This is a genomic window from Kitasatospora sp. NPDC056327 (assembly GCF_042261735.1).
In the GTDB taxonomy this organism is placed as follows: Bacteria; Actinomycetota; Actinomycetes; order Streptomycetales; family Streptomycetaceae; genus Kitasatospora.
The window spans coordinates 13,688-33,539 of record NZ_JBHJRC010000058.1; the positions used below are offsets into that span (position 1 = coordinate 13,688).

Here is a 19,852-nt window from a genome sequence, read left to right on the forward strand (position 1 = left end):
GGAGCCTCAGGGCATCGTCCAGGGCTCCTGCGGGAGCGGGTGGCCGGTCTCCAGGTAGGTCTTCAGGTTGGAGAGCACCGCCGACCAGCCGGCCTCGGCGTCCGCGCGCTCGGCCTCGTCGGCCAGGGCGTCGTGGGTGACGGTGAGGCGGGTGAGGTCCCGGTGGGCCTCCAGCCGGAAGGTCACCCGGGACGCCCCGGCGGGGTCCGCGCCCGGCTCGGCCCAGGTGGTGACCAGGCGCTCGGGCCGCTCGGACACCTCGACGGTGCCGACCACGTCGGCGGTGCCGGAGCCGTCCGCGCGCTGGTGCTCCCAGCGGGCGCCCGGCTGCCAGGTGGAGACGTTGCGGTGGCCCCAGTAGAGGGCGGACTCGTCCGCGTTGGTCAGGGCGTGCCAGACCCGTTGCGGGGTGGCGTGCAGGTAGGAGACGTGGCGGTAGGCGGGGACGGCCACGCGCTCACTCCCCGGCCGCTTCGAGCAGCTTCCGGATGTCGATCCTGCGCATCCCGAGCATCGCCGTGGTCACCCGGGCGGCCTTGGCCCGGTCCGGGTCGGAGACCAGGTCGATCAGGACGCGCGGGGTGATCTGCCAGGACAGGCCCCAGCGGTCCTTGAGCCAGCCGCACCGACTCTCCTGGCCGCCGCCTTCGAGCAGCGCCGACCAGAGCCGGTCCACCTCGTCCTGGTCGTCGCACTGCACCTGGAGCGAGACCGCCTCGGTGAACGGGAAGACCGGACCGCCGTTGAGGGCGACGAAGGGGCGCCCGTCGAGTTCGAAGGCGACGGTCAGCACGGTGCCGGCGGCGCCCGGCCCGGCCTCCGTGTAGTGGGTGGTGCCGGTGATCCGCGAGTTCGGGAGGACCGAGACGTAGTGGCTGACGGCCTGCTCGGCCTGGTCGTCGTACCAGAGGCACGGGGTGATCTGCTGCATGGAGCCGACGGTAGCGGCGGGCCCGGGCCGGGCGTCCGCGCCACGGCCGGGGGTCACCGGTTCGGCGCCCCCGGCCGCGGCGCGCGGGTCAGTGCACCCGCCCCGCGTAGCGGCGGGCGAAGCGCTGGCCGGTGGCGGCGGTGACCACCACGTCGTAACGGCCCTGCCCGTCCAGCGGCCAGACCACGTTGCTCTGCTTGCCGGGCCGCACCCAGACGGTCTGCGCCGTGCCGGCGTAGTCGTTCGGCGCGACGGAGAAGCAGACGTCGGTCATGCCGTCGTTGACCAGCTGCAGGGTGAGCCGGCCCCGGCCGGAGAGGTCCGCGGTGACGATCGGGACGCCGATGTCGTTCTGGCCGGCCGGGACGTCCGCGCCGCCGGCACCGTCGCGGATCACCGTGCCGGCGAACCGGCGGACGAAGCCGTCCGGGCCGTGCACGGTGAAGTCGTAGCGGCCGTTGGTCGTGGCGGCCTCCCAGACGTACGTCGCCGTGGCCCCGGGCGCGACCGTGAACGGTGTGCCCGCGAACGGCTGCACGATGTTCGGGTAGACCGTGTACGGGAAGGCCACCGAGCCGTCGTTGCTCATCGTGCAGGTGATCCGGCCGGTGCGCCGGTCCACCTCGGCCTCCGCCCAGGGCTGGTAGGGCAGGTGGCGCTGCGGGCGGTCACCGCGCTCCTGGACGGGCATCGACTGGGCGCCGACCGCCGGGAGCTGCACCCCGGGCAGACCGGTCCCGGCGTCGGCCCTGGCCATCAGGGCGTTGGTGTCGGGCAGGACCGGGAGCGACCGGTCGGGGGCCGCGAAGTCGAAGCAGCTGGTGAGGTCGCCGCAGACGGCCCGGCGCCAGGCCGAGATGTTGGGCTCGGCGACCCCGGTGACCAGCTCCATGAAGCGCAGCACCGAGGTGTGGTCGAAGACCTGGGAGTTGACCCAGCCGCCGCGCGACCAGGGCGAGATCACCCACAGCGGCACCCGGTTGCCGAGGCCGATGGCGCGGCCCTGGGTGAACTCCTCGGGGGTGCCGGGCTCGGGGGTGGGCGGCACCATGTGGTCGAAGTAGCCGTCGTTCTCGTCGTACATCACCAGGAAGACGGTGTGCTGCCAGACGTCCGGGTTGGCCATCAGCGACTGCAGGGCCTGGTTCACCCAGTGCGCGCCGTACGCCGGGCCCGCCTCCGGGTGCTCGGAGAACAGGTACGGCGCGACCAGCCAGGAGACGGTCGGCAGGGTGCCGTCCTTGCAGTGCGCGTCGAAGGCCGCCGGGTCGAACTTCGTCATCGCGTTGACGTACCGGGGGTCGTCCTTCGGGAAGGCGTGGAACTGGCGGAAGTAGGACAGCGCGTTGTCGTCGTAGTCACCGGTCCGCTCGTCCTTGCTGGGGTTGTGGTAGACGCGCCAGCTGACGCCCGCCGCCTGGAGGCGTTCGGCGTAGGTCGTCCAGTCGGCGACGGGGTTGTCGGTGACCGGGGTGTTGTCGATCCACGGGCCGGTGGTGCCGTCGCGGCCGGGGCCCGCGGTGCCGGTCCACAGGTAGAGCCGGTTGGGGTCGGTCGGGCCGGCGAGCGAGGTGAAGTAGGCGTCGCAGACGGTGAACGCGTCGGCGAGCGCGTACTGGTAGGGGATGTCCTCACGGGTGAAGTAGCCCATGGCGCGCTCGCCCTTGGCGGCGATCCACTTGTTCATCGCGCCGTTGTTGATGGCCTGGTGGCCGGTGGCCCAGTCGTGCGGCAGGCCCCCGGCGTTCTGCGCGTTGTACTTGGAGGTGTCCATCCGGTACGGCAGCATCACGTTGCCGTCGCTGCGGCGCGGGTCCGGCTGGCGGAACACGTCGGTGCCGTCGGGGAACCGGAGCGCCTGCTTGTCGCCGAAGCCCCGTACGCCGGCCAGCGCGCCGAGGTAGTGGTCGAAGCTGCGGTTCTCCTGCATCAGGACGACCACGTGCCGGACGTCCTCGATGGTGCCGGTGAGGCGGGCGGGAGCGGTCCCGGCGGCGGGGGCGGCCTCGGCCCGGGGGCCGTTCAGGCCGGTGACGGCGGCGGCGCCGGCGGCCGCGGTGGCGCCGACGAAGGTGCGGCGGGAAAGGTCGGACATCGCGAACTGGCCTTTCAGAGCTGGAAGGTGGCGACCGCGGCGGCGGTGTCGGACGGCCACTGGTTGGCGGCGACGGCCGCGGGGTCGGCGCCGGTGGCGGGCCAGTCGGCGACCAGGGTGTGCGCCTCGACCAGCTTCAGCCGGCCGCGGTACAGCACGTAGTCGGTACGGTCCTGCGGCTCGGCCCTCCCGGCGGCCCGCTCCTTGCGGACCGGCGACCAGGTGCAGCCGGGGGCCTTCACCGGGTTGCGGTTCTCCTCGCGGAAGGCGTCGGTGAGCCCGGCGGCCCGGAGCACCGTGGTGACCGGCCAGGCGAAGGCGCCGGTGCCGCCGTGCGCGGCGGCGGTGGCCGCCGTCCAGTCCAGGTGGGACGGCGACGAGAGCGCCCCGCCCAGCACCACGGGGACGCCCCCGGCGGCGTCCGCGCCGAGCGCGGCGGCGAGCGCCCGGGCCTGCCGCAGCCGGACCGAGGCGTTCTCGGCGGCCAGCACCAGGGCGGCGGTGCCGCCGTCCTGGAGGGCGTACGGCCCGTAGCCGGCCTCGTCGAGGTGGGCGGTCCAGACCCGGACGGTGCGCCCGCCGGGCAGCTGCACGGTCGCCCCGGCGGCGGGCAGTCCGGCGGTGGCCGCGGTGACGGCGGTCAGCGGGTAGCGGCTGAGCAGCCCGACGCTGCCCTCGCTCTGGTAGGCGTACCAGCCGAGCGCGTCGGCCAGCGTCCGGGCGGCCCGGCCCGCGGTCTCCTGCAGCGCCAACACGTCCAGGCCCTGGGCGAGCACGACGCGCAGCTGCTTCTCGGTCGCGTCGGTGAAGGCGGCGCCGGCCTCGGCGAGGTTCCAGCTCGCCACCTTGAGGCGCGGCGCGACGGCCGGGTCGGCGACCGGGAGCAGCACGGTGACGGTGTCGCCGGCACCGGCGCCGTCCTTGACGCCGACGACCAGGGTCTCCGGGGTGCGCGGGACCTTGTCGGCGGGCGCGGTTCCGATGACGGTGCCGTCGGCGGTGACCGCGAGCCAGGCGGGGCCGGTGACCTTGCGGAAGACCGGGCCGCCGGGCGGGTTGCCCTCGGGGCGGGACCAGAGGCCGCCGAGCCGGAGGGTGACGGCCTCGCCGGGGGCCACCGGGCCGGCCGTGAAGGAGTCCACGGCGGCGTGCGGGCGGACGACGGCGGGCTTCGGGCGGAAGCCGAACGGCTCGCTCCTCGCGAGGATGCCGTAGCCGTCCTTGGCGAGCAGGTAGGCGGTGTACGGGCCGCCGGTGAGCGCGGAGGTGTCGAGCTGGACGTCCCCGGCGGCGGCCGGGGTGTACTTCCAGAGCAGCGAGCCGCCGTTGCCGGGCCGACGGTCGCCGTCGTAGATGCCGACCCAGTTCTTCGGGTCGGGGGCGTCGGTGGTCCAGTGGAAGGTGAGGCGGTCGCCCTCGACGGGGCCGCCCGCCGGGTGCGGGGCGAGGAGGGTCAGGGTGCTGCCGGTGGCCACGGATGTCCTGTCCGCCGCTGGGGCACCGGGCCGTCGGGGGGTACCGGGCCGGGGCCCTCCGCGGCTGCTGACGGAGGCTGGGAGGGGCGGCCCCGTCGACAGTTGGCTGTACAACTGCGGGGCCGGGCCCATTCATCCGAAGGCCAGCGACCTGGGCGTGAACGAAACGTGACGGAATGTCGGGCGGTTCGGGAACTGTCGGACCGCCCCGCCGGGATCCGGGGGGCGGTCCGACCGGTTCAGTCCAGGCCGCGGGCGCTGCGCAGCCGGTCGGAGAGCGCCGCCGGGTCGACGAGCGGGTCCGGGTAGCCGGCCGGGCGTTCGGCCAGCAGCCAGGGGCGGTGCACCGCCCGGCCGGGGACGTGTGCCAGCTCGGGGATCCAGCGCCGGACGTAGGTGCCGTCCGGGTCCAGCCGGTCGGCCTGGGCCAGCGGGTTGAGCACCCGGTTCGGCCGGGTGTCCGTCCCGGTGCCCGCCACCCACTGCCAGTTGAGCTGGTTGTTCGCCAGGTCCCCGTCCACCAGGAGCCGCAGGAAGTGGCGGGCGCCGATCCGCCAGTCCCGGTACAGCGTCTTGGCGAGGAAGGAGGCGGTGACCAGCCGGGCCCGGTTGTGCATCCAGCCCTCGTGGGCGAGCTGGCGAAGGCCCGCGTCGACCAGCGGGAAGCCGGTGCGGCCGGCGCGCCAGGCCGCGCACTCCTCGTCGTCCTCGGGCAGCCAGCGGTCGCCGCGGTCGCGGTAGTCGTGGTGCGCGGCCCGGGGCCGGGCGGCCAGCACCTGGTGGTGGAAGTCGCGCCAGACCAGCTGGCGGACGAAGGCCTCGGCGCCGTCGCCGCCCTGGCGGCCGGCCGTCGCGGCGAGTTCGCCGGCGGAGAGGCAGCCGAAGTGCAGGTAGGGCGAGAGGCGGGAGGTGCCGTCGGCGGCGAGGTCGTCGTGGAGTTCGGCGTAGCGGTCGAGCGGGTAGTCCCGCCAGAGCTTCCGGCCGGCCCGCTCGCCGCCGGGCGGGAGGGCGGGCGAGTCCGGCCGGGCGGCCGGGACGGGCTCGCTCGCGGGGCCGTCCGGCGTGCGCAGGGCCTTCGGCGCGCGGTGGACGCTCCGGTGGGGCGCCTGCGACCAGGCACGGAAGTACGGGGTGAAGACGGCGTAGTGGTCCTTGCCGGCCGGGGTGACCGCGCCGGGGACGAGGGCGGTGAGCGAGCCGTCGTGCACGTGCAGCCGGTCGCCGAGCGCGGCGCGCAGCTCCTGTTCGCGGCGGTGGGCGAAGGCGCTCACCCCGGCGGCGACGTGCACCGAGCGGACCGGCTGCCCGGCGGCGTCCAGCTCGGCGGCGAGGTCCGCGGCGGCTCGGGCGGCGGGGCCGCGGCGCAGCACCAGCCGCCCGCCGAGCGGGCGCAGCGAGGCGTCCAGGTCGGTGAGGCAGTCGGCGAGGAAGGCGGCGCGGTTGGGCGCGGCGAAGCCGGTGGCCTCGACGTCGGGGTCCAGGACGAAGAGCGGGACGACCTCGTCGGCGGCGGCGCAGGCGGCGTGCAGCACGGGGTTGTCGTGCAGGCGGAGGTCCTGGGTGAGCAGGGCGATGGCGACGGTCATGGGTGACGGGCCCGGGCCGGCTTCCGTAACTCGCGGCGGGGCGCCGGTCCGCCCCCTGGCGGAGCGAGCCTCCCACGGACCGGGGCCGGGCGGGAAACGGCGCGCGGACGCCGGGGGCGCGCGGACATGTGTCGCGCGCCCCCGGGGTTCTGCGACGTGACGGACCGGGCCGGGGCGGGGCGGGGCGGGACCGGGCCGGCCGGCCCGGGGAGCGGGTGAAGGGGTGGGCGGGTGAGGGGTGGGCGGGCTCAGGCGAGGGCGAGGAAGAGCTTCTCCAGCTCGGCCTCGCTCATCGGCGGCGCGTCGGCGTCGGCGCCCGCCATGCACTGGCGCATGCCGCTCGCCACGATCTTGAAGCCCGCCCGGTCGAGGGCCCGCGACACGGCGGCGAGCTGGGTGACCACGTCCTTGCAGTCGCGGCCGGCCTCGATCATGGCGATCACGCCGGCCAGCTGCCCCTGGGCGCGCCGGAGCCGGTTCAGGACCGCGCCGACGGCCTCCTCGTCCACCTGCATCTCAGGACCGCCTTCCGCTGTCGACTACCGGCTCCCCAGTGTACCCCGTGGGGTATCGAGGCCGGGATGGCCGACGCGGGCCCCCGGCGACCGGCCGCAACGGACCGCGACGGGCCGTGACCGGCGCCTCCGGCGGCGGGTGGCGGTCAGCGGCGGGCGAGCCGCCGCTCCCCCGCCGCGCCGGTCGCGTACGCGAGCTCGTAGTGCGCGAACACCTCCGGCTCGCTCTCGGCGGGCAGCACGTCGTCCACCCCGATCGACGGCGCCTGCTTGACCAGCGCCTTCGGGAACGCCACCCGGACGTACCCGGGGCCCAGCACCGCGCCGTCGAGCGGCACGAACACCAGCCGGCGCTTCATGCTCAGCCCGACCGTGACGGTCACGAAGTACGGCTCGTCACTGGCGGTCTCGACGTAGACGGACTCCAGCGTGCCGATCTTGTGGTCCTTCTGGTCCACGACGGAGTGGCCCCGCCACTCCCTGATGTCGGCCGGAACGATCTCGGCGACGGCCATCGCGACCTCCCGTAGCCGCCGGTGCGGCGGCGCCTCGGCCGGGCAGTACCCCGGATCCTCCCATCCTGCGCCGCCGGGCGGCCCGGCGCCCGCCGGACGGGCCCGCACCCGGCTCCTGCCCGGCCCTCACCCGGCCCTCAGGAGCGCCGCCCGCCGTCCCGGCCGGCCGCCGCGCGCTCCCCGCCGGGTGTGCGCAGCAGTGGGACCAGGGCCCGCTTGAGGACCTTCCCGCCGGGGCCGACCGGCAGCGCCGCGGCGAACTCGACGCGCCGCGGGCACTTGTAGCCCGCCAGCCGGTCCCGGCTCCAGGCGACGATGCCGGCCGCCAGCTCCGGGGACTCCACGACGCCCGGCCGGGGCACCAGCACCGCGCAGATCTCCTCCCCCAGCCGCTCGTCCGGCACCCCGACCACCGCGGCCTGGGCCACCGCGGGATGGCGCAGCAGCACCTCCTCGACCTCGCGCGGGTAGACGTTGTAGCCGCCGCGGAGGATGACGTCCTTCTTCCGGTCCACCAGCCGCAGCCGGCCGTCGGGGTCCAGCACCCCGAGGTCGCCGGTGCGGAACCAGCCGTCGACGAGCACGGCCGCCGTCTCCCCGGGCAGGCCGAGGTAGCCGCTCATGACGTTGTGGCCGCGGACGACGACCTCGCCCACCTCGCCCGGGGCCAGCAGCTCGACGCGCTGCTCGCGGTCGGCGCGGGCGACGCCGACCTCGACCCCGTCGATCGGCGTCCCCACCGTGCCGGGGCGGACGGGCGTCCCGGGCATGTTGTAGGCGACGCAGGGCGAGGTCTCGGTCAGCCCGTACCCCTCGTAGACGGGACAGCCGAACACCTCGCGCACCCGGTCCAGGACCGGGACCGGCAGCGCCGAGCCGCCGCTGTACGCCCGGTGCAGCCGCGGCGCGGGTGCGCCGTCGGCGACCGCGGCGAGCAGCGCGTGGTACATCGTGGGTACGCCCATGAACACGGTGCAGCCGTGCCGGGCCATCAGTTCGAGGGCGGGCCCCGCGGCGAACCCCGGCATCAGGACGACGGCCGCCCCGACGTGGAAGGCCGTGCCCATCAGACAGGTCTGGCCGAAGGTGTGGGACAGCGGAAGCGCGCAGAGCAGCACGTCGTCGGGGCGGACGTCGAACGGGGCGGCGGCCGTCACCTCGATGTTGGTGACGATGTTGCGGTGGGTGAGCAGGGCGCCCTTGGGCCGGCCGGTGGTGCCCGAGGTGTACAGGACGGCCGCGATGTCGTCGGGGGATCCGGGCAGCGGATCCGGCAGCGGCGGGAGCGGTGTGCCCGGGCCGGTCCGTTCCGCGTCCAGGCGCACCGCGCCGGCGGGGGCGGCCCCGGTCGTGAACAGTGCGGTGCCCGCGGCCGCGGCCGCCGCGGCGCCCTCCTCCGCCGTCGCGTCCGCGCAGACCAGGGCCCGGGCGCCGCTGTCGGCGAGGACGAACCCGATCTCGGCGGCGCGCAGTTGTGCGTTGAGCGGCACCACGGTGGCGCCGAGGGCGAGCGTGCCGTAGTAGACGACGGGGAACTGCGGGCCGTTCGGAAGCAGCAGCGCGACCCGGTCGCCCGGCCCGATCCCGTGCCGGCGCAGCTCGGCGGCGCAGGCACGGGCCCGCTCCCACAGCTCCCGGTAACCGACCGCCGTGGACTCCCAGATCACGGCCGGCGCGTCCGGCCGCCGTGCCGCGGTGTCCGCGAGCACGGCGGCCAGTGGCCGTGTCACACCGCTTCCCTGACCGCCGGGGCGGAGCCCCTGCGCTCGGAGGCGGTCGGGATGCCGAGGTTCAGCCAGATCCCGGCGAGCGCCTCGGCGAACTTCCGCACGTCGGCGGTGGTGTGGGTGGCCGACGGCGCGATCCGCAGCAGTTCGTCGCCCTCGCGCACACTGGGGGCGTTGATGGCCTGCACGTAGATGCGGTGCCGGTCGAGCAGCTGGGCCGACGCCTGCTTGCACAGGGCGTCGTCGCCGACGAGCGCCGAGACGATGTGCGAGTCGGCGGACTTGAAGGGGATGTCGGCCTCGTCCAGCAGGCTGTGCAGCAGCCGGGCGTTCTCGGTCAGGCGCCGGCGCTCCGCCTCGTCGGCCCGCAGGTGCCGCACCGCCGCCAGGGCGCCCGCCGCGGTGGCCGGCGGCAGCGAGGTGGTGAACACGAACGCCCGGGAGACGGCCCTGACGTGGTCGACCAGGTCGCGGGGGCCGGCGATGTAGCCGCCCACGGTGCCGAGCCCCTTGGCGAGCGTGCCCATGATGACGTCGAACCGGTCGGCGAGCCCCTCGCGCGCCGCGATGCCGGCGCCCTGCGGCCCGTACATGCCGATGGCGTGCACCTCGTCCAGGAAGGTGGTCGCGCCGTGGCGCTCGGCCAGTTCGGCGATCCCGGCGAGCGGCGCGACGTCGCCCGACATCGAGTAGACCGACTCCAGCACGATCAGCTTCGGCAGTGCCGGGTCGGTCTCGTCGAGCAGCTGCGCCAGGTGCCCGACGTCGTTGTGCCGGAAGATCCGCTTGGTCGCGCCGCTGTGCCGCAGCCCGTCGATGATCGAGGCGTGGTTCAGCGCGTCGGAGAACACGACGGTGTCGGCCGGGGTGCCCGCGAGCACCGTCAGCGCGCCGTCGTTGGCGGTGTACCCGGAGGTGAACAGCAGTGCCGCGTCCTTGCCGTGCCAGTCGGCGAGTTCCCGTTCGAGCTCGACGTGCAGGTGGTTGGTCCCGCCGATGTTGCGCGAGCCGCCGGATCCGGCGCCGAACCTGGACACCGCGTCGTGCACCGCTTCCAGCACCCGCGGGTGCTGGCCCATGCCGAGGTAGTCGTTGCTGCACCAGACGCTGACCTCGGTGTCACCGGCGGGCGTGCGTGCCACGGCGCTGGGGAAGTCCCCCGCGCGCCGGCCGATTTCGAGGAAGGAGCGCGACGGTGTCCGGGCCGTTGTGGGTTCGGTCGTGAAGTGTTCCAGATGCGTGGGCATGCTCTCCAGCTCCATGGGGTTCGGCCTGCGGTCAGGCGTGCGAGGTGTGCTCCAGCCGCAGGCGTGGCTTGTCGGGCTTTCCGGAGGCGTTCAGGGGGATCTCGTCGAGGACGCGGATCCGTTCGGGGACGTGCGCCGGCGACAGGATGTTGCCGAGGTGCCCGCGCACCTCGCCGAGGTCCACCGACGCGCCCCGGCGCAGGGTGATCGCCGCGTGCAGGTGTTCCAGGCCGTCCTCGCCCAGGAAGCCGTAGAGGACGGCCTGCGCGATGCCCGGGAGGGTGAGCATCGCCCGCTCGACGACCGTGGGGTACACCTTGACCCCGTCGATCTTGACCATGTCGGCGACCCGGTCCAGCAGGTGCAGGTAGCCCTGCTCGTCCAGGTGGCCGATGTCGCCGGTGCGGTACCAGCCGTCGCGCAGCACCCGCGCGGTCAGCACGTCGTCCAGGTAGCCGTCCATGACGTGCGGGGACCGGACCCGCACCTCACCGACCTGGCCGGTGCCGAGCACGGCGCCCGTCTCCGGGCTGCCGATGGCGATCTCGACGCCGGGGAACGGCCGCCCCACCGTGGCCAGCAGCTGCGGATCGGCGTGGTCCTCGGGCGTCAGGCAGCTGATCCGGGCGCTCTCGGAGGTGCCGTACTGCTGGTGGAGGTGCGGGCCGAGCAGCCGCACGGCCTCGGCGAGGCGGGCCGGTGCCGCCGGGCTCCCGGCATAGTCGATCCGGCGCAGACCGGCCAGCCCGGCGCGGGCCGGATCGTCCGGTGCGAGGTCCGCGAGCCGGTCGAGGACCCGGTAGAGGTGCGCGGTGGCCATGAAGGTCCGGGTGACGCCGTGCTCGCCCACCGCCCGGATCCACGGGTCGGGCGCGAACTCCTCCAGCAGCACCAGCCGGCCGCCGTCGATCAGCGCCGCGTCGGCGAGCTGGGCGACCGTCTGGCTCAGCGGGGTGCCGACCAGCGCCGTGATCCGCCCGGCCTCCCGGCCCTGGGCGATGGTCCCGTGGACCACGCTGTCCCAGGACCGCCGCGACTTCCGGATCCCCTTGGGGCGTCCGGTGCTGCCGCTGGTGAAGGCGACGGCCGCGAGGTCCCCGGGCGACCAGGGGGCGGGCACGGCCGGCCCCGGGTCGTCGCCGGGCACCGTCCGCCCCGGGCCGGGAACGCCGGGGCCGATCAGCGGGATCCCGGCCGACCGGGCGAGGACGGCCGCCCGGTCGGCACTGTCGGGATCGGCGTAGAGCAGCGCGGCCCCGGTGGTCCGGAGGATCTCCAGCTGGTCGTCGGCCGCCAACATCGCCGCGCTGGACCCCGGGTTGGTGGACCGCAGGTGTCCGACCGCGGCCCCGAGCAGGTGGGCCGCGTGCCGGACCGCGAGGATGTCCGGGCTGTTGGACGCGGTGAGCACCCCGACGACCGTGCCGCGGGCCGCCCCGGACGCGTGCAGCGTCCGGTGGATCCCGGTCACCGCGCGCAGGTGCCCGCCCGCGGTGGTCCAGGAGCCGCGGTAGTGCAGCACCGGGGCGCCCGGGTCCTGCGCGAGCACGGTGAGCAGTTCGGCGACGTACCCGCCCGCCGGCGCCCACCACTGTCGACTGTCGGTTGCCATGCCGATCCCTCCCGCCGGCCCGGGGGTCCGGGCGGTTCAAGGACCCCGGACGGGGTCGCCGCGGTCAGTTGCCGACGTACTCGGCGCGCACCAGCCAGCTGCGCGAGGGTCCCTTGCGCTCGCGGGGCTGCACCTGGAACGGCCAGTCGTCGTGGGCGGTGCTCGGCTCCCCGGGCTCCTTGAGGTCCCGGACCTTCCAGCCGATCGAGGCCAGGTACTCCTCGGGCTCGTCGGTGCCGAACAGCCAGGGGGTGCCGTCCTCCGCGAGGCTGCGCCGGAACTCCTGGGAGAACGGGCTGCGCAGCAGCGCCTGGCTGACGAAGTCGACGCCCAGCCGGCTGCCCGGTGCGGAGGCCGACCCGAGGGTCCGCAGCAGACCGGTCGCCTGCTCCGGGGTGAGGAAGAAGAGCAGCCCCTCGGTGATCCACAGGGTGGGCCGGGCCCGGTCGAAGCCGGCCCGGTCGAGCTCGGGCAGCCACTCCAGGCGCAGGTCGACGGCCACCTCGTGGCGGGTCACCCGCGGCCGGGCGCCGAGCCCCTCCAGCCGGCGGCGCTTCTCCGCCAGGAGCGCCGGGAAGTCGACCTCGTAGACCGTCGCGTCGTCCGGCCAGTCGAGCCGGAACGGGCGGGTGTCCATGCCGGCGGCGACGAAGACGACCTGGCGGATGCCGTCGTCCGCGAGGATCCGTTCGATGCTCTCGTCGAGGTAGCGGGTGCGGATCGCGATGAACGGGGCCAGTCCGCTGCCCCGGTTCTTCTCCAGCAGTTCGAAGCCGCGCGGTGCGGCCAGCGCGCGGGCGTAGGGGTCCCGGAAGGTCGCGCGGTCGCCGCGTTCGGTCTCCAACGCCCTTGCCGCGGCCGTCCACTGGGCCGTGTACGAGACGGCTTCCATGAGTCTCCTCCTTGGTTCCGGGTGCGGTCAGGCCGCGACGAAGAACGCCTTCTCGATGGCGGCCAGGGTCTGGAAGTTCTGGATGTCGATGTTGTCGAAGTCGATCTCCGCGCCGGTCGCGTTCTCGATCACGTAGACCAGCTCGACGAAGGTCAGCGAGTCGACCAGGCGGGTCTCGATGAGGTTCTCCTCCGGGTCGATGGTCTGCCGGTCCGGGTGCCGCTTGAGGATCCAGCTGCGGACTTCGTCGATGCTTCCCGTCGTTGCCATGTGCGCTCCTGTCGGTGTGTCGTGGGTGGTGCCCGGGACGGGGTGTCGGGTGGCGGCGCGGACGGCGGGCGTCACGCGAGGGCCGCGGCGGCCTCCCGGACCGCCTCCAGCGCCCGCGGCGCGCTGCCGTGCGCGTCGGTCAGGACGGCCAGCCAGCGCTCCAGGCCGAAGGCCACGCAGCTGGTGAAGGCGTGGCCGGGCTCGCCGGCGAGCCGGATCCGGCAGCGTTCGCCGAAGAAGTTGCGGTGGGTGTTGACCGAGGCGATGGCGAGGCCGCCGGCCTGGAACTCGTACTTGACCGGGCTGAGCCTGGACATCAGCGCCCGGGCGCCGCCGTTCTCGAAGAAGGGGTCCGCGGCGGCCTCCCGCTCCAGGCCGATCCCCAGCGCGGCGCCGAAGGCGGTGATCCGCGCGGTGAAGTCGGCCAGCAGCCGCTGGGTGTGGTCGAAGGAGCCGAGGGCGACGATCTCCCGCATCTGGAAGCTGGTCAGCCGGCGCAGCGGGACGTAGTGGTCCTCGTTGCGGAAGCACCGGTTCACCAGGGTCACCAGGGTGTCCCCGGCGAGTTCGGCGCCCTCGTAGTACAGGTAGGCGCCGAAGCAGGTGGCGTGCGGCAGGCCGAGCCGGGGCTCCTGGAGGTCGGCCCGGGCGAACCGGCCGCCGGCCGGCCGGGGCGGGCCGTCCGTCAGGTCCAGCGGGGCCGCGACCAGGGCGAGGTGCGGGAAGTTGGTGTAGACGTCGAACTTTTCGAGGTCGGACACCGGGTACACCGGCGGCGGCAGGATCTCCCGGGCGCCGGCGGCCCGGGCCCAGCCGGTGAGGACGGCGTCCAGTTCGCGCAGCAGGTCGGTCTCGTCGGGGCCGAGGACGGCCGGCGCGCCGGTGGCGGTGGCCGGCGCGGGACCCGCGGTCACCGGACGATCCCGATCTTCTCCAGGAACCGGGAGGTCTTGCGGAAGACGCTGCTCTCCAGCTCCGCCCGGGCGGGCGAGGCCAGCAGTTCCTCGCGCACCGCCAGCGGGTCGGCGAGGCCGGCGTCCCGGTAGACGTGCGGGTTGTAGAGCGACTCGAAGCTGTACGTCAGGTAGCGGCGCAGGTAGCCGGAGATGCCGGCCAGCTCCTCGTCGGTCGCGGTGCGCTTCACGTCCGCGAACAGCGCGGTGACCAGTTCGCGGCCGAAGGCGATGTGCCGGGACTCGTCCTGGTGGTGGATCCGGTTGATGCCCCGGATGGTCTCGTGCAGCCGGTCGTCCAGCGCCATCCGGGAGTTGAAGTGGTCGACCAGCTCCTCGAAGATCAGGATCCGGACGAAGACCAGCAGGCTCTCCACCTCGGGCCTGGGGATCTCCGCGGTCGCCCCGGCGGGCTGGCGGTAGATCTTCCGGCCGTAGCGCAGGCAGAACTCGGCGAAGAACCACATGTGCTCGTTCTCCTCGCCGATGAAGTGGTGGAAGAACTCCGACGGCGTCTCGAACCCCTTGGTGTGGATCCGGCGGGTGACCTCGATGAGGAGTTCCCGGATGCCGTGCACGTTGAGGCTGTAGAAGTTGATGCTCTCGAACTTGGAGAGCGCGTGCAGCTGCTGCTCGTCCAGACGCCCGGCGAGGGAGGTGCCGTGCGTGGTGGTCAGCTCGGGGCTCATCCACCACATGGCGTCCGGCAGGCTGTCCGGCCATTCGAAGAGCCGGTAGGGGTTGTAGTAGTCGTCGATCGACTTGGTGGTCAGCCGGTCGAGGATCTCCAGGAATCGTTTGTCGGAACCGATCAGGTCGCTGACCATGGGGTGCCGCTCCATTCGGGAGGTCTCATGCGGTGACGCCGCCGGCCGCGCGGCCGGTGGTGACCGGTGACCGCTCGGGTGCCGGGTGCCCGGCCGCCCGCTCGCGGTCCGCGGTGATCAGGTGCGGGGGGTAGAGGACCCGCAGGACCGGGCCGGTCATCACGGTGGTCAGCACCGCCATGAGCACCATGAGCGAGTACAGCCGCTGGTCCAGCAGGCCGAGTTGCAGGCCGGTGGTGAGGATGATCAGTTCGGTGAGGCCCCGGGTGTTGACCAGGGCGGCCAGCACCCCGGAGCGGCGCCAGTCCAGCCCGGACCACCGCGCGCCGGCCGTCGCGCCGAGGTACTTCCCGCCCACCGCGACAAGCATGATCGCGCCGAGGTCGACGAGCCCGGACGTCCCCAGCCGGGACAGGTCGACCTGCGCACCGGCCACCACGAAGTAGACCGGCAGCAGCAGGTTCTCGGTGAGCAGGCCCAGCCGCCGGCCGGCCGGCTCGCGCAGCCCGCCCGGCCCCGAGGGCATCACCAGGCCGAACAGGAACGCGCCGAAGATGAGGTGCAGGCCCAGCCACTCGGTGGCCGCGCCGCAGACGAACAGCCCGGTCAGCGCCACCGCGAACGGCTCTCCGGTGCGCCCCAGCCGGGTCCGCCGGGCGGCCCAGCGGGCCAGCAGCGGCCGCAGCAGGCCGAACACCAGGAGCAGCAGCGGGACCATCAGCAGCAGCCGCCACTGGGTCCGGCCGGAGGCGACCATGACCGTCACCGCCAGCATCGACCAGGCGATCAGGTCGCCGATCGCGGCGCTGGCCAGCGCGATGCCGGCCACCGGGGTCTCCAGCATCCCGCGGTCCTGGACGATCCGGGCCAGCACCGGGAACGCGGTCACCGACATCGCGGTGCCCAGGAACAGCGTGTACCCCGCCGACCCGCCGCCGGCCGGCACGACCACGGTCACGGCCAGCAGACAGGCGAGCGCGAACGGCACCGCGATGGAGCCGGCCGTGGTGGCGAGGACGACCCCGGTCCGCCGCCGCGGCGGGTGCCGGGCGAGCTCCTGGCCGATCAGGAACAGGAAGACCGCGACCCCCAGACTGCCGAGCGCGCGCAGGACCAGGTGGATGTCGGCCGGGAACAGGGCACGCTCCACCGCCGCCGGCAGCAGGGTCGGGCCGAGCAGGACGCCGGCCACGATCTCCCCGATCACCGCGGGCTGGCCGAACCGCGCGGCCAGCGAGCCGAGCGTCTTGGCCACCACCAGGACCACCGCGAGCACCAGCAGGAACGTGATGCTCTGGGTGGAGGTCACTCCGCCCCGACGGCGGGCTCCACCAGCCGTCGGATCCGCAGCTTCGGCTTCAGCTCCAGGTAGAGCCCGCCCACGGCCTTGTCGGGCGAGGCCGGCATCGAGTTCATCGCCTCGTTGTGGCCCGCGAGGATGCCGCCCTCCGCGCCGAGGTCGCCCTGGGTGCGGATGCGTTCGGCCACCTTGTCCAGCGCCGCGGTGCCGTCCTGGGTGTCGTCCAGGTCCTCGACGCCGGTCACGATGTGCAGGAACGACTCGTACAGGTTCAGCATGTGCCGTTCGCGCCGGGTCAGCTTGTCCGCCTCGAAGAACTGCGACTGGCGGTTGTAGCTCTTGTAGAAGAAGGAGACCACCACCAGCAGCCGCTCGTACGCCTGCCGGTAGGCCTTGGCGAAGAACGCGGAGGCCTCGTCCTCCGTGAGGTCGCCCGTCACGACGGCGGAGACGGACGCGGCGGCCAGCAGCGCGCTGAACGTGGCGAGGTGCACGCCCGTCGACAGCAGCGGGTCCAGGAAGCAGGCCGCGTCGCCGATCATCATGTACCCCGGGCCGGCGAACCGCTCCGAGATGTACGAGTAGTCCTGCTCGACCTTGAACTCGGGCAGCCGCTCGGCTCCCTCCACCATCTCCGCGACGCGCGGACACTGGGCGAGGGCGTCGAAGTAGACCTCCTCGATGCCGCCCAGCCGCTCGCGTTCGGCGGCGAACGCCGTCCGCTTGGCCACCAGGCCGATCGAGTGGGTGCCGTCGTGCAGCGGGATCGCCCAGAACCAGCCGTAGGGCACCGAACAGACCGCGATCGCGCCGGCCGGGCCCTTCTCCAGCGGCTTGACGCCGCGCCAGTAGGACCACACCGCGACGTTCTTGAAGGCCTCCTGGTAGCGCCGGTTCTTCAGGTACTTGGTGGCCATCACCCCGGACCGGCCGGACGCGTCGACCAGGAAGTCGAATCCGATCTCGCCGGTGTCCGAGCGGTCGCCGGTGGCGGCCCAGCGGGCCTTCACCGGCCGGTCGCCGTCGAACTCGATGTCGGTGACCCGCACGCCCTGACGGACGTTCACACCGAGTTCCTCTGCGTTGTTCAGCAGAATGTGGTCGAATTCCGACCTGACCACCTGATAGCTGTAGCGGCCGGCGCCGCTGAGGTGGTCGAAGTTGAGGTCCCAGTTCTCCGGGCCCCATTCGAAGTACGCGCCGTCCTTGCGGACGAATCCGTGGTTGTCGACCTTCTCCCGGACGCCGAGCAGATCGAGCACGGGAAGCACCGAAGGCAGGATCGACTCTCCGATGTGGTACCGCGGGAATGTCGAACTCTCCAACAGGGTCACCCGGATCCCCTGACGCGCCAGGAGACCGGCGGCGGTACTTCCCGCGGGTCCGCCACCAATGACCAGAACCTGAGTCTGCTCCCCCATTTTACCGATTCCTCGTCTCGGTCGACATCCGGCTTCGGACCCGGCCGACGCTAGGCTCCGGCCCGCCGGGGCCGCAACAGCCGGAAGCGGGTGGCCACTTCTGGCCACCGTCCGCTTTCGTGCACGATCGGCAATTGGCCCGGCGGCGGGGTTAGGGTGAGCCGCGCCGCCCCGGATCGCAACGGCCGGCAGGCCGCCGTACGGGCCCGGCGGGGCCGGCCGGACGCGGCCACCACGCGCGACGCCCCCCTCCCTCCGGGCGCGGCGGACGGCGGCCGGCGCCGGAAACGAATCCAGAAAGGACCGCCATTGAGCACGCACGAGAACGCGTCCGAACCGGTTCTGGTCAGCACGGCCTCGGGCGTCGTCGCGGGACGCCTCCACGAGGGGGTCGTCTCGTTCAAGGGGATCCCGTACGCGGCCGAACCCTACGGCGCCAACCGCTTCGAACCGCCCCGGCCGCCGGAACCGTGGAACGGGGTGCGCGAGGCATTCGAATACGGCCTCTGCGCCCCGCAGCCCAACACCTACTCGCTGGTGGACGCCACACCGCTCTACCCGTGGGGCACCGACTGCCTGACCCTCAACGTGTACACCCCGGACCCGGGGTCCGCCCGGCTGCCGGTCATGGTCTGGATCCACGCCGGCGGCTACGTCTCCGGCAGTGCCGCGACCTCCCGCGCGGACGGCTCGGTGTTCGCCCGGGAGGGCGTCGTCGTGGTCGCCATGAACTACCGGCTCGGGGTGGACGGATTCCTCTCCGTCCCGGGCGGCACCACCAACGCGGGAATGCAGGACGTGGTCGCCTCACTGCGCTGGGTCCGCGACAACATCGCGGCCTTCGGCGGCGACCCGGACGCCGTCACGGTGTTCGGCAACTCCTCCGGCAGCGCCATCATCGCGGCCATCACCCGCACCGCCGCCGGGGAGGGACTCGTCCACCGGGCCATCCTGCAGAGCCCCTGCCCGTCCCTGGTGGTCGGGGCCGACGAGGCGGCCGACGTCGCCCGGCGCGTCCTGACCGACCTCAACGTCGACACCGACGTGCGCGACGTCCCGCTGCGGGACCTGCTGGGCCGGCGCCACCGCGCCCTGGACGTCCGGTTCCGCGACGCGAGCCGCTGGCACCCGTACACCTACTGGTTCAGCCCCTTCATCCCGGTCGTGGACGGCACCCTGTTCCCGGACGCGGCGCTCGGCGAACGCATCCCGCCCTCGGTCGACGTGCTGATCGGCACCAACCGCGACGAGTCGCGCTACTTCCTCATGCGCAACGGGCAGTTCACCTCCGCCACCGAACAGGACCTGCTCGACGCGCAGAACGCGTACGACGTGCCGGAGGCCTGCCGGGCCGCGGCCCGCTCGCTCTACGGGCACCTGCCGCTCGGGGAGCAGCTCGCGGAGACGGTCACCAACTGGATCTGGCGCGGCCCCACCATCGAACTCACCCGGCTGCACGCCGAGTCCGGCGGGAACACTTTCGCCTACGAGTTCGCCTGGCAGGGCTCACCGGCCTTCGACGGTCACTACGGCGCCGCGCACTTCCTCGAAGTGCCCTTCCTCTTCGACCAGTTCGACGATCCCGCGTTCGCCCCCCAGGTCGGCCCGGACGCCCCCGTCGAACTCGGGCGCGCCCTGCGCAGCAGCTGGATCGCGTTCGCCACCGGCGGCGACCCCGGCTGGGAGCGCTACGACGACACCCGGCGCCGGGTCATGACCTTCGACACCGACTGCCGGGTCGGGAGCGACCCCCGCGAACGGCACCGCGCCGCCTGGGACTCCCGACTCGCCGTCACCGCCCCGTAGTTGACCGTGCCGACGCCGCGACCCGGCGTCCCGTCCGGAAGTGTCCTGGTGTCCTGATGCGCAGCCTGATCATCGACAACTACGACTCGTACACGTTCAACCTCTTCCAGCTGATCGCCGGGGTGAACGGGTCCGAGCCGGTCGTGCTGAAGAACGACGACCCCCTGCTGACCACCCTCGACCTGGCGGAGTTCGACAACGTCGTGATCTCGCCCGGTCCCGGCAGCCCGCGGACCGCGCGCGACCTGGGATTCGTCGGGGAGGTCCTGGCGCGCGCCGCGCTGCCGGTGCTCGGGGTGTGTCTCGGCCACCAGGCGATCGCCCACGCCGCCGGGGCGGCGGTCGACCGGGCGCCGCGGCCGCTCCACGGCCACCTCACCAGGGTGCGGCACCGGGGGGACGGGCTGTTCGCCGGCCTGCCGCAGGACTTCACCGCCGTGCGCTACCACTCGCTGCGCGTCGAGGAGCCGCTGCCGGCCGCGATCGAGGCCACCGCGTGGGCGGAGGACGGCGTCGTGATGGCGCTGCGGCACCGCACCCGCCCGCAGTGGGGGGTGCAGTTCCACCCCGAGTCGATCGCCTCCGAGTTCGGCCAGGAGATCATGGCGAACTTCCGGGACCTCACACTCGCCCGGGCCGTGGCCTCCGGCGCCCGGCGGCGGGCACCGTCGCCCCAGGTG

18 protein-coding genes are annotated in these 19,852 nt (G+C 73.8%); 2 read left to right on the forward strand and 16 right to left on the reverse strand.

What is annotated here, in order from left to right; all coding sequences use genetic code 11:
- Nucleotides 1-6: 6 nt before the first annotated feature.
- The 16 genes from ACFCX4_RS11705 to ACFCX4_RS11780 form a co-directional block, all read right to left on the reverse strand.
- Nucleotides 7-453: an SRPBCC domain-containing protein gene (locus ACFCX4_RS11705; RefSeq protein WP_376140935.1), complete on the reverse strand. Its 447-nt coding sequence runs from the start codon at nucleotides 451-453 to the stop codon at nucleotides 7-9.
- A gap of 4 nt (nucleotides 454-457) precedes the next feature.
- The gene (locus tag ACFCX4_RS11710; RefSeq protein WP_376140937.1) at nucleotides 458-931 is read right to left on the reverse strand and encodes a VOC family protein; all 474 of its coding nucleotides are present in this window, start codon (nucleotides 929-931) and stop codon (nucleotides 458-460) included.
- 88 nt (nucleotides 932-1,019) lie between these two features.
- The gene (locus ACFCX4_RS11715) at nucleotides 1,020-3,026 is read right to left on the reverse strand and encodes a phosphocholine-specific phospholipase C (protein ID WP_376140939.1); all 2,007 of its coding nucleotides are present in this window, start codon (nucleotides 3,024-3,026) and stop codon (nucleotides 1,020-1,022) included.
- 14 nt (nucleotides 3,027-3,040) lie between these two features.
- Nucleotides 3,041-4,501 (reverse strand): endonuclease/exonuclease/phosphatase family protein, encoded by a 1,461-nt coding sequence (locus ACFCX4_RS11720; RefSeq protein WP_376140941.1) that lies wholly within the window; start codon nucleotides 4,499-4,501, stop codon nucleotides 3,041-3,043.
- Nucleotides 4,502-4,740: 239 nt separating this feature from the next.
- Complete coding sequence (locus ACFCX4_RS11725; protein ID WP_376140943.1) at nucleotides 4,741-6,087, reverse strand: cryptochrome/photolyase family protein; 1,347 nt, start codon at nucleotides 6,085-6,087, stop codon at nucleotides 4,741-4,743.
- 248 nt (nucleotides 6,088-6,335) lie between these two features.
- A complete protein-coding gene (locus tag ACFCX4_RS11730; RefSeq protein WP_355376282.1) occupies nucleotides 6,336-6,602 on the reverse strand; it encodes a metal-sensitive transcriptional regulator in 267 nt (88 codons plus the stop codon).
- A 146-nt stretch (nucleotides 6,603-6,748) separates the two neighbouring features.
- Nucleotides 6,749-7,117 (reverse strand): PRC-barrel domain-containing protein, encoded by a 369-nt coding sequence (locus ACFCX4_RS11735; protein WP_376140945.1) that lies wholly within the window; start codon nucleotides 7,115-7,117, stop codon nucleotides 6,749-6,751.
- 137 nt (nucleotides 7,118-7,254) lie between these two features.
- Entirely contained in the window at nucleotides 7,255-8,847 is a 1,593-nt protein-coding gene (locus tag ACFCX4_RS11740; RefSeq protein ID WP_376140947.1) for a long-chain fatty acid--CoA ligase, read from the reverse strand.
- Nucleotides 8,844-10,091 carry a 5-aminolevulinate synthase gene (gene hemA, locus ACFCX4_RS11745; protein ID WP_376140949.1) on the reverse strand — a complete coding sequence of 416 codons (1,248 nt, stop codon included), beginning with the start codon at nucleotides 10,089-10,091 and terminating at the stop codon, nucleotides 8,844-8,846. The genes ACFCX4_RS11740 and hemA overlap by 4 nt, the downstream gene beginning before the upstream one ends.
- Nucleotides 10,092-10,122: 31 nt before the next feature.
- Nucleotides 10,123-11,703 carry a class I adenylate-forming enzyme family protein gene (locus ACFCX4_RS11750; RefSeq protein ID WP_376140951.1) on the reverse strand — a complete coding sequence of 527 codons (1,581 nt, stop codon included), beginning with the start codon at nucleotides 11,701-11,703 and terminating at the stop codon, nucleotides 10,123-10,125.
- A gap of 64 nt (nucleotides 11,704-11,767) precedes the next feature.
- Nucleotides 11,768-12,595, reverse strand: coding sequence for a class I SAM-dependent methyltransferase (locus tag ACFCX4_RS11755; RefSeq protein ID WP_376140952.1), 828 nt, complete (start codon nucleotides 12,593-12,595; stop codon nucleotides 11,768-11,770).
- A 27-nt stretch (nucleotides 12,596-12,622) separates the two neighbouring features.
- Nucleotides 12,623-12,865, reverse strand: coding sequence for a phosphopantetheine-binding protein (locus ACFCX4_RS11760; RefSeq protein ID WP_376140954.1), 243 nt, complete (start codon nucleotides 12,863-12,865; stop codon nucleotides 12,623-12,625).
- 71 nt (nucleotides 12,866-12,936) lie between these two features.
- A complete protein-coding gene (locus tag ACFCX4_RS11765; protein WP_376140956.1) occupies nucleotides 12,937-13,779 on the reverse strand; it encodes a hypothetical protein in 843 nt (280 codons plus the stop codon).
- Nucleotides 13,776-14,645, reverse strand: coding sequence for a diiron oxygenase (locus tag ACFCX4_RS11770; RefSeq protein ID WP_376140958.1), 870 nt, complete (start codon nucleotides 14,643-14,645; stop codon nucleotides 13,776-13,778). Before ACFCX4_RS11770 ends, ACFCX4_RS11765 begins: the two co-directional genes overlap by 4 nt.
- A gap of 25 nt (nucleotides 14,646-14,670) precedes the next feature.
- A complete protein-coding gene (locus tag ACFCX4_RS11775; RefSeq protein ID WP_376140960.1) occupies nucleotides 14,671-15,954 on the reverse strand; it encodes a cation:proton antiporter in 1,284 nt (427 codons plus the stop codon).
- Nucleotides 15,951-17,366, reverse strand: a complete 1,416-nt coding sequence (locus tag ACFCX4_RS11780; protein ID WP_376140962.1) for an NAD(P)/FAD-dependent oxidoreductase — start codon at nucleotides 17,364-17,366, stop codon at nucleotides 15,951-15,953. Before ACFCX4_RS11780 ends, ACFCX4_RS11775 begins: the two co-directional genes overlap by 4 nt.
- 309 nt (nucleotides 17,367-17,675) lie before the next feature.
- Between ACFCX4_RS11780 and ACFCX4_RS11785 the strand changes: the two genes are divergently transcribed.
- Both ACFCX4_RS11785 and ACFCX4_RS11790 read left to right on the forward strand, forming a co-directional pair.
- Nucleotides 17,676-19,172: a carboxylesterase/lipase family protein gene (locus ACFCX4_RS11785; RefSeq protein WP_376140964.1), complete on the forward strand. Its 1,497-nt coding sequence runs from the start codon at nucleotides 17,676-17,678 to the stop codon at nucleotides 19,170-19,172.
- Between the two features lie 56 nt (nucleotides 19,173-19,228).
- Nucleotides 19,229-19,852: anthranilate synthase component II (locus ACFCX4_RS11790; protein WP_376140966.1), on the forward strand; the 624-nt coding region annotated here is incomplete at its 3' end.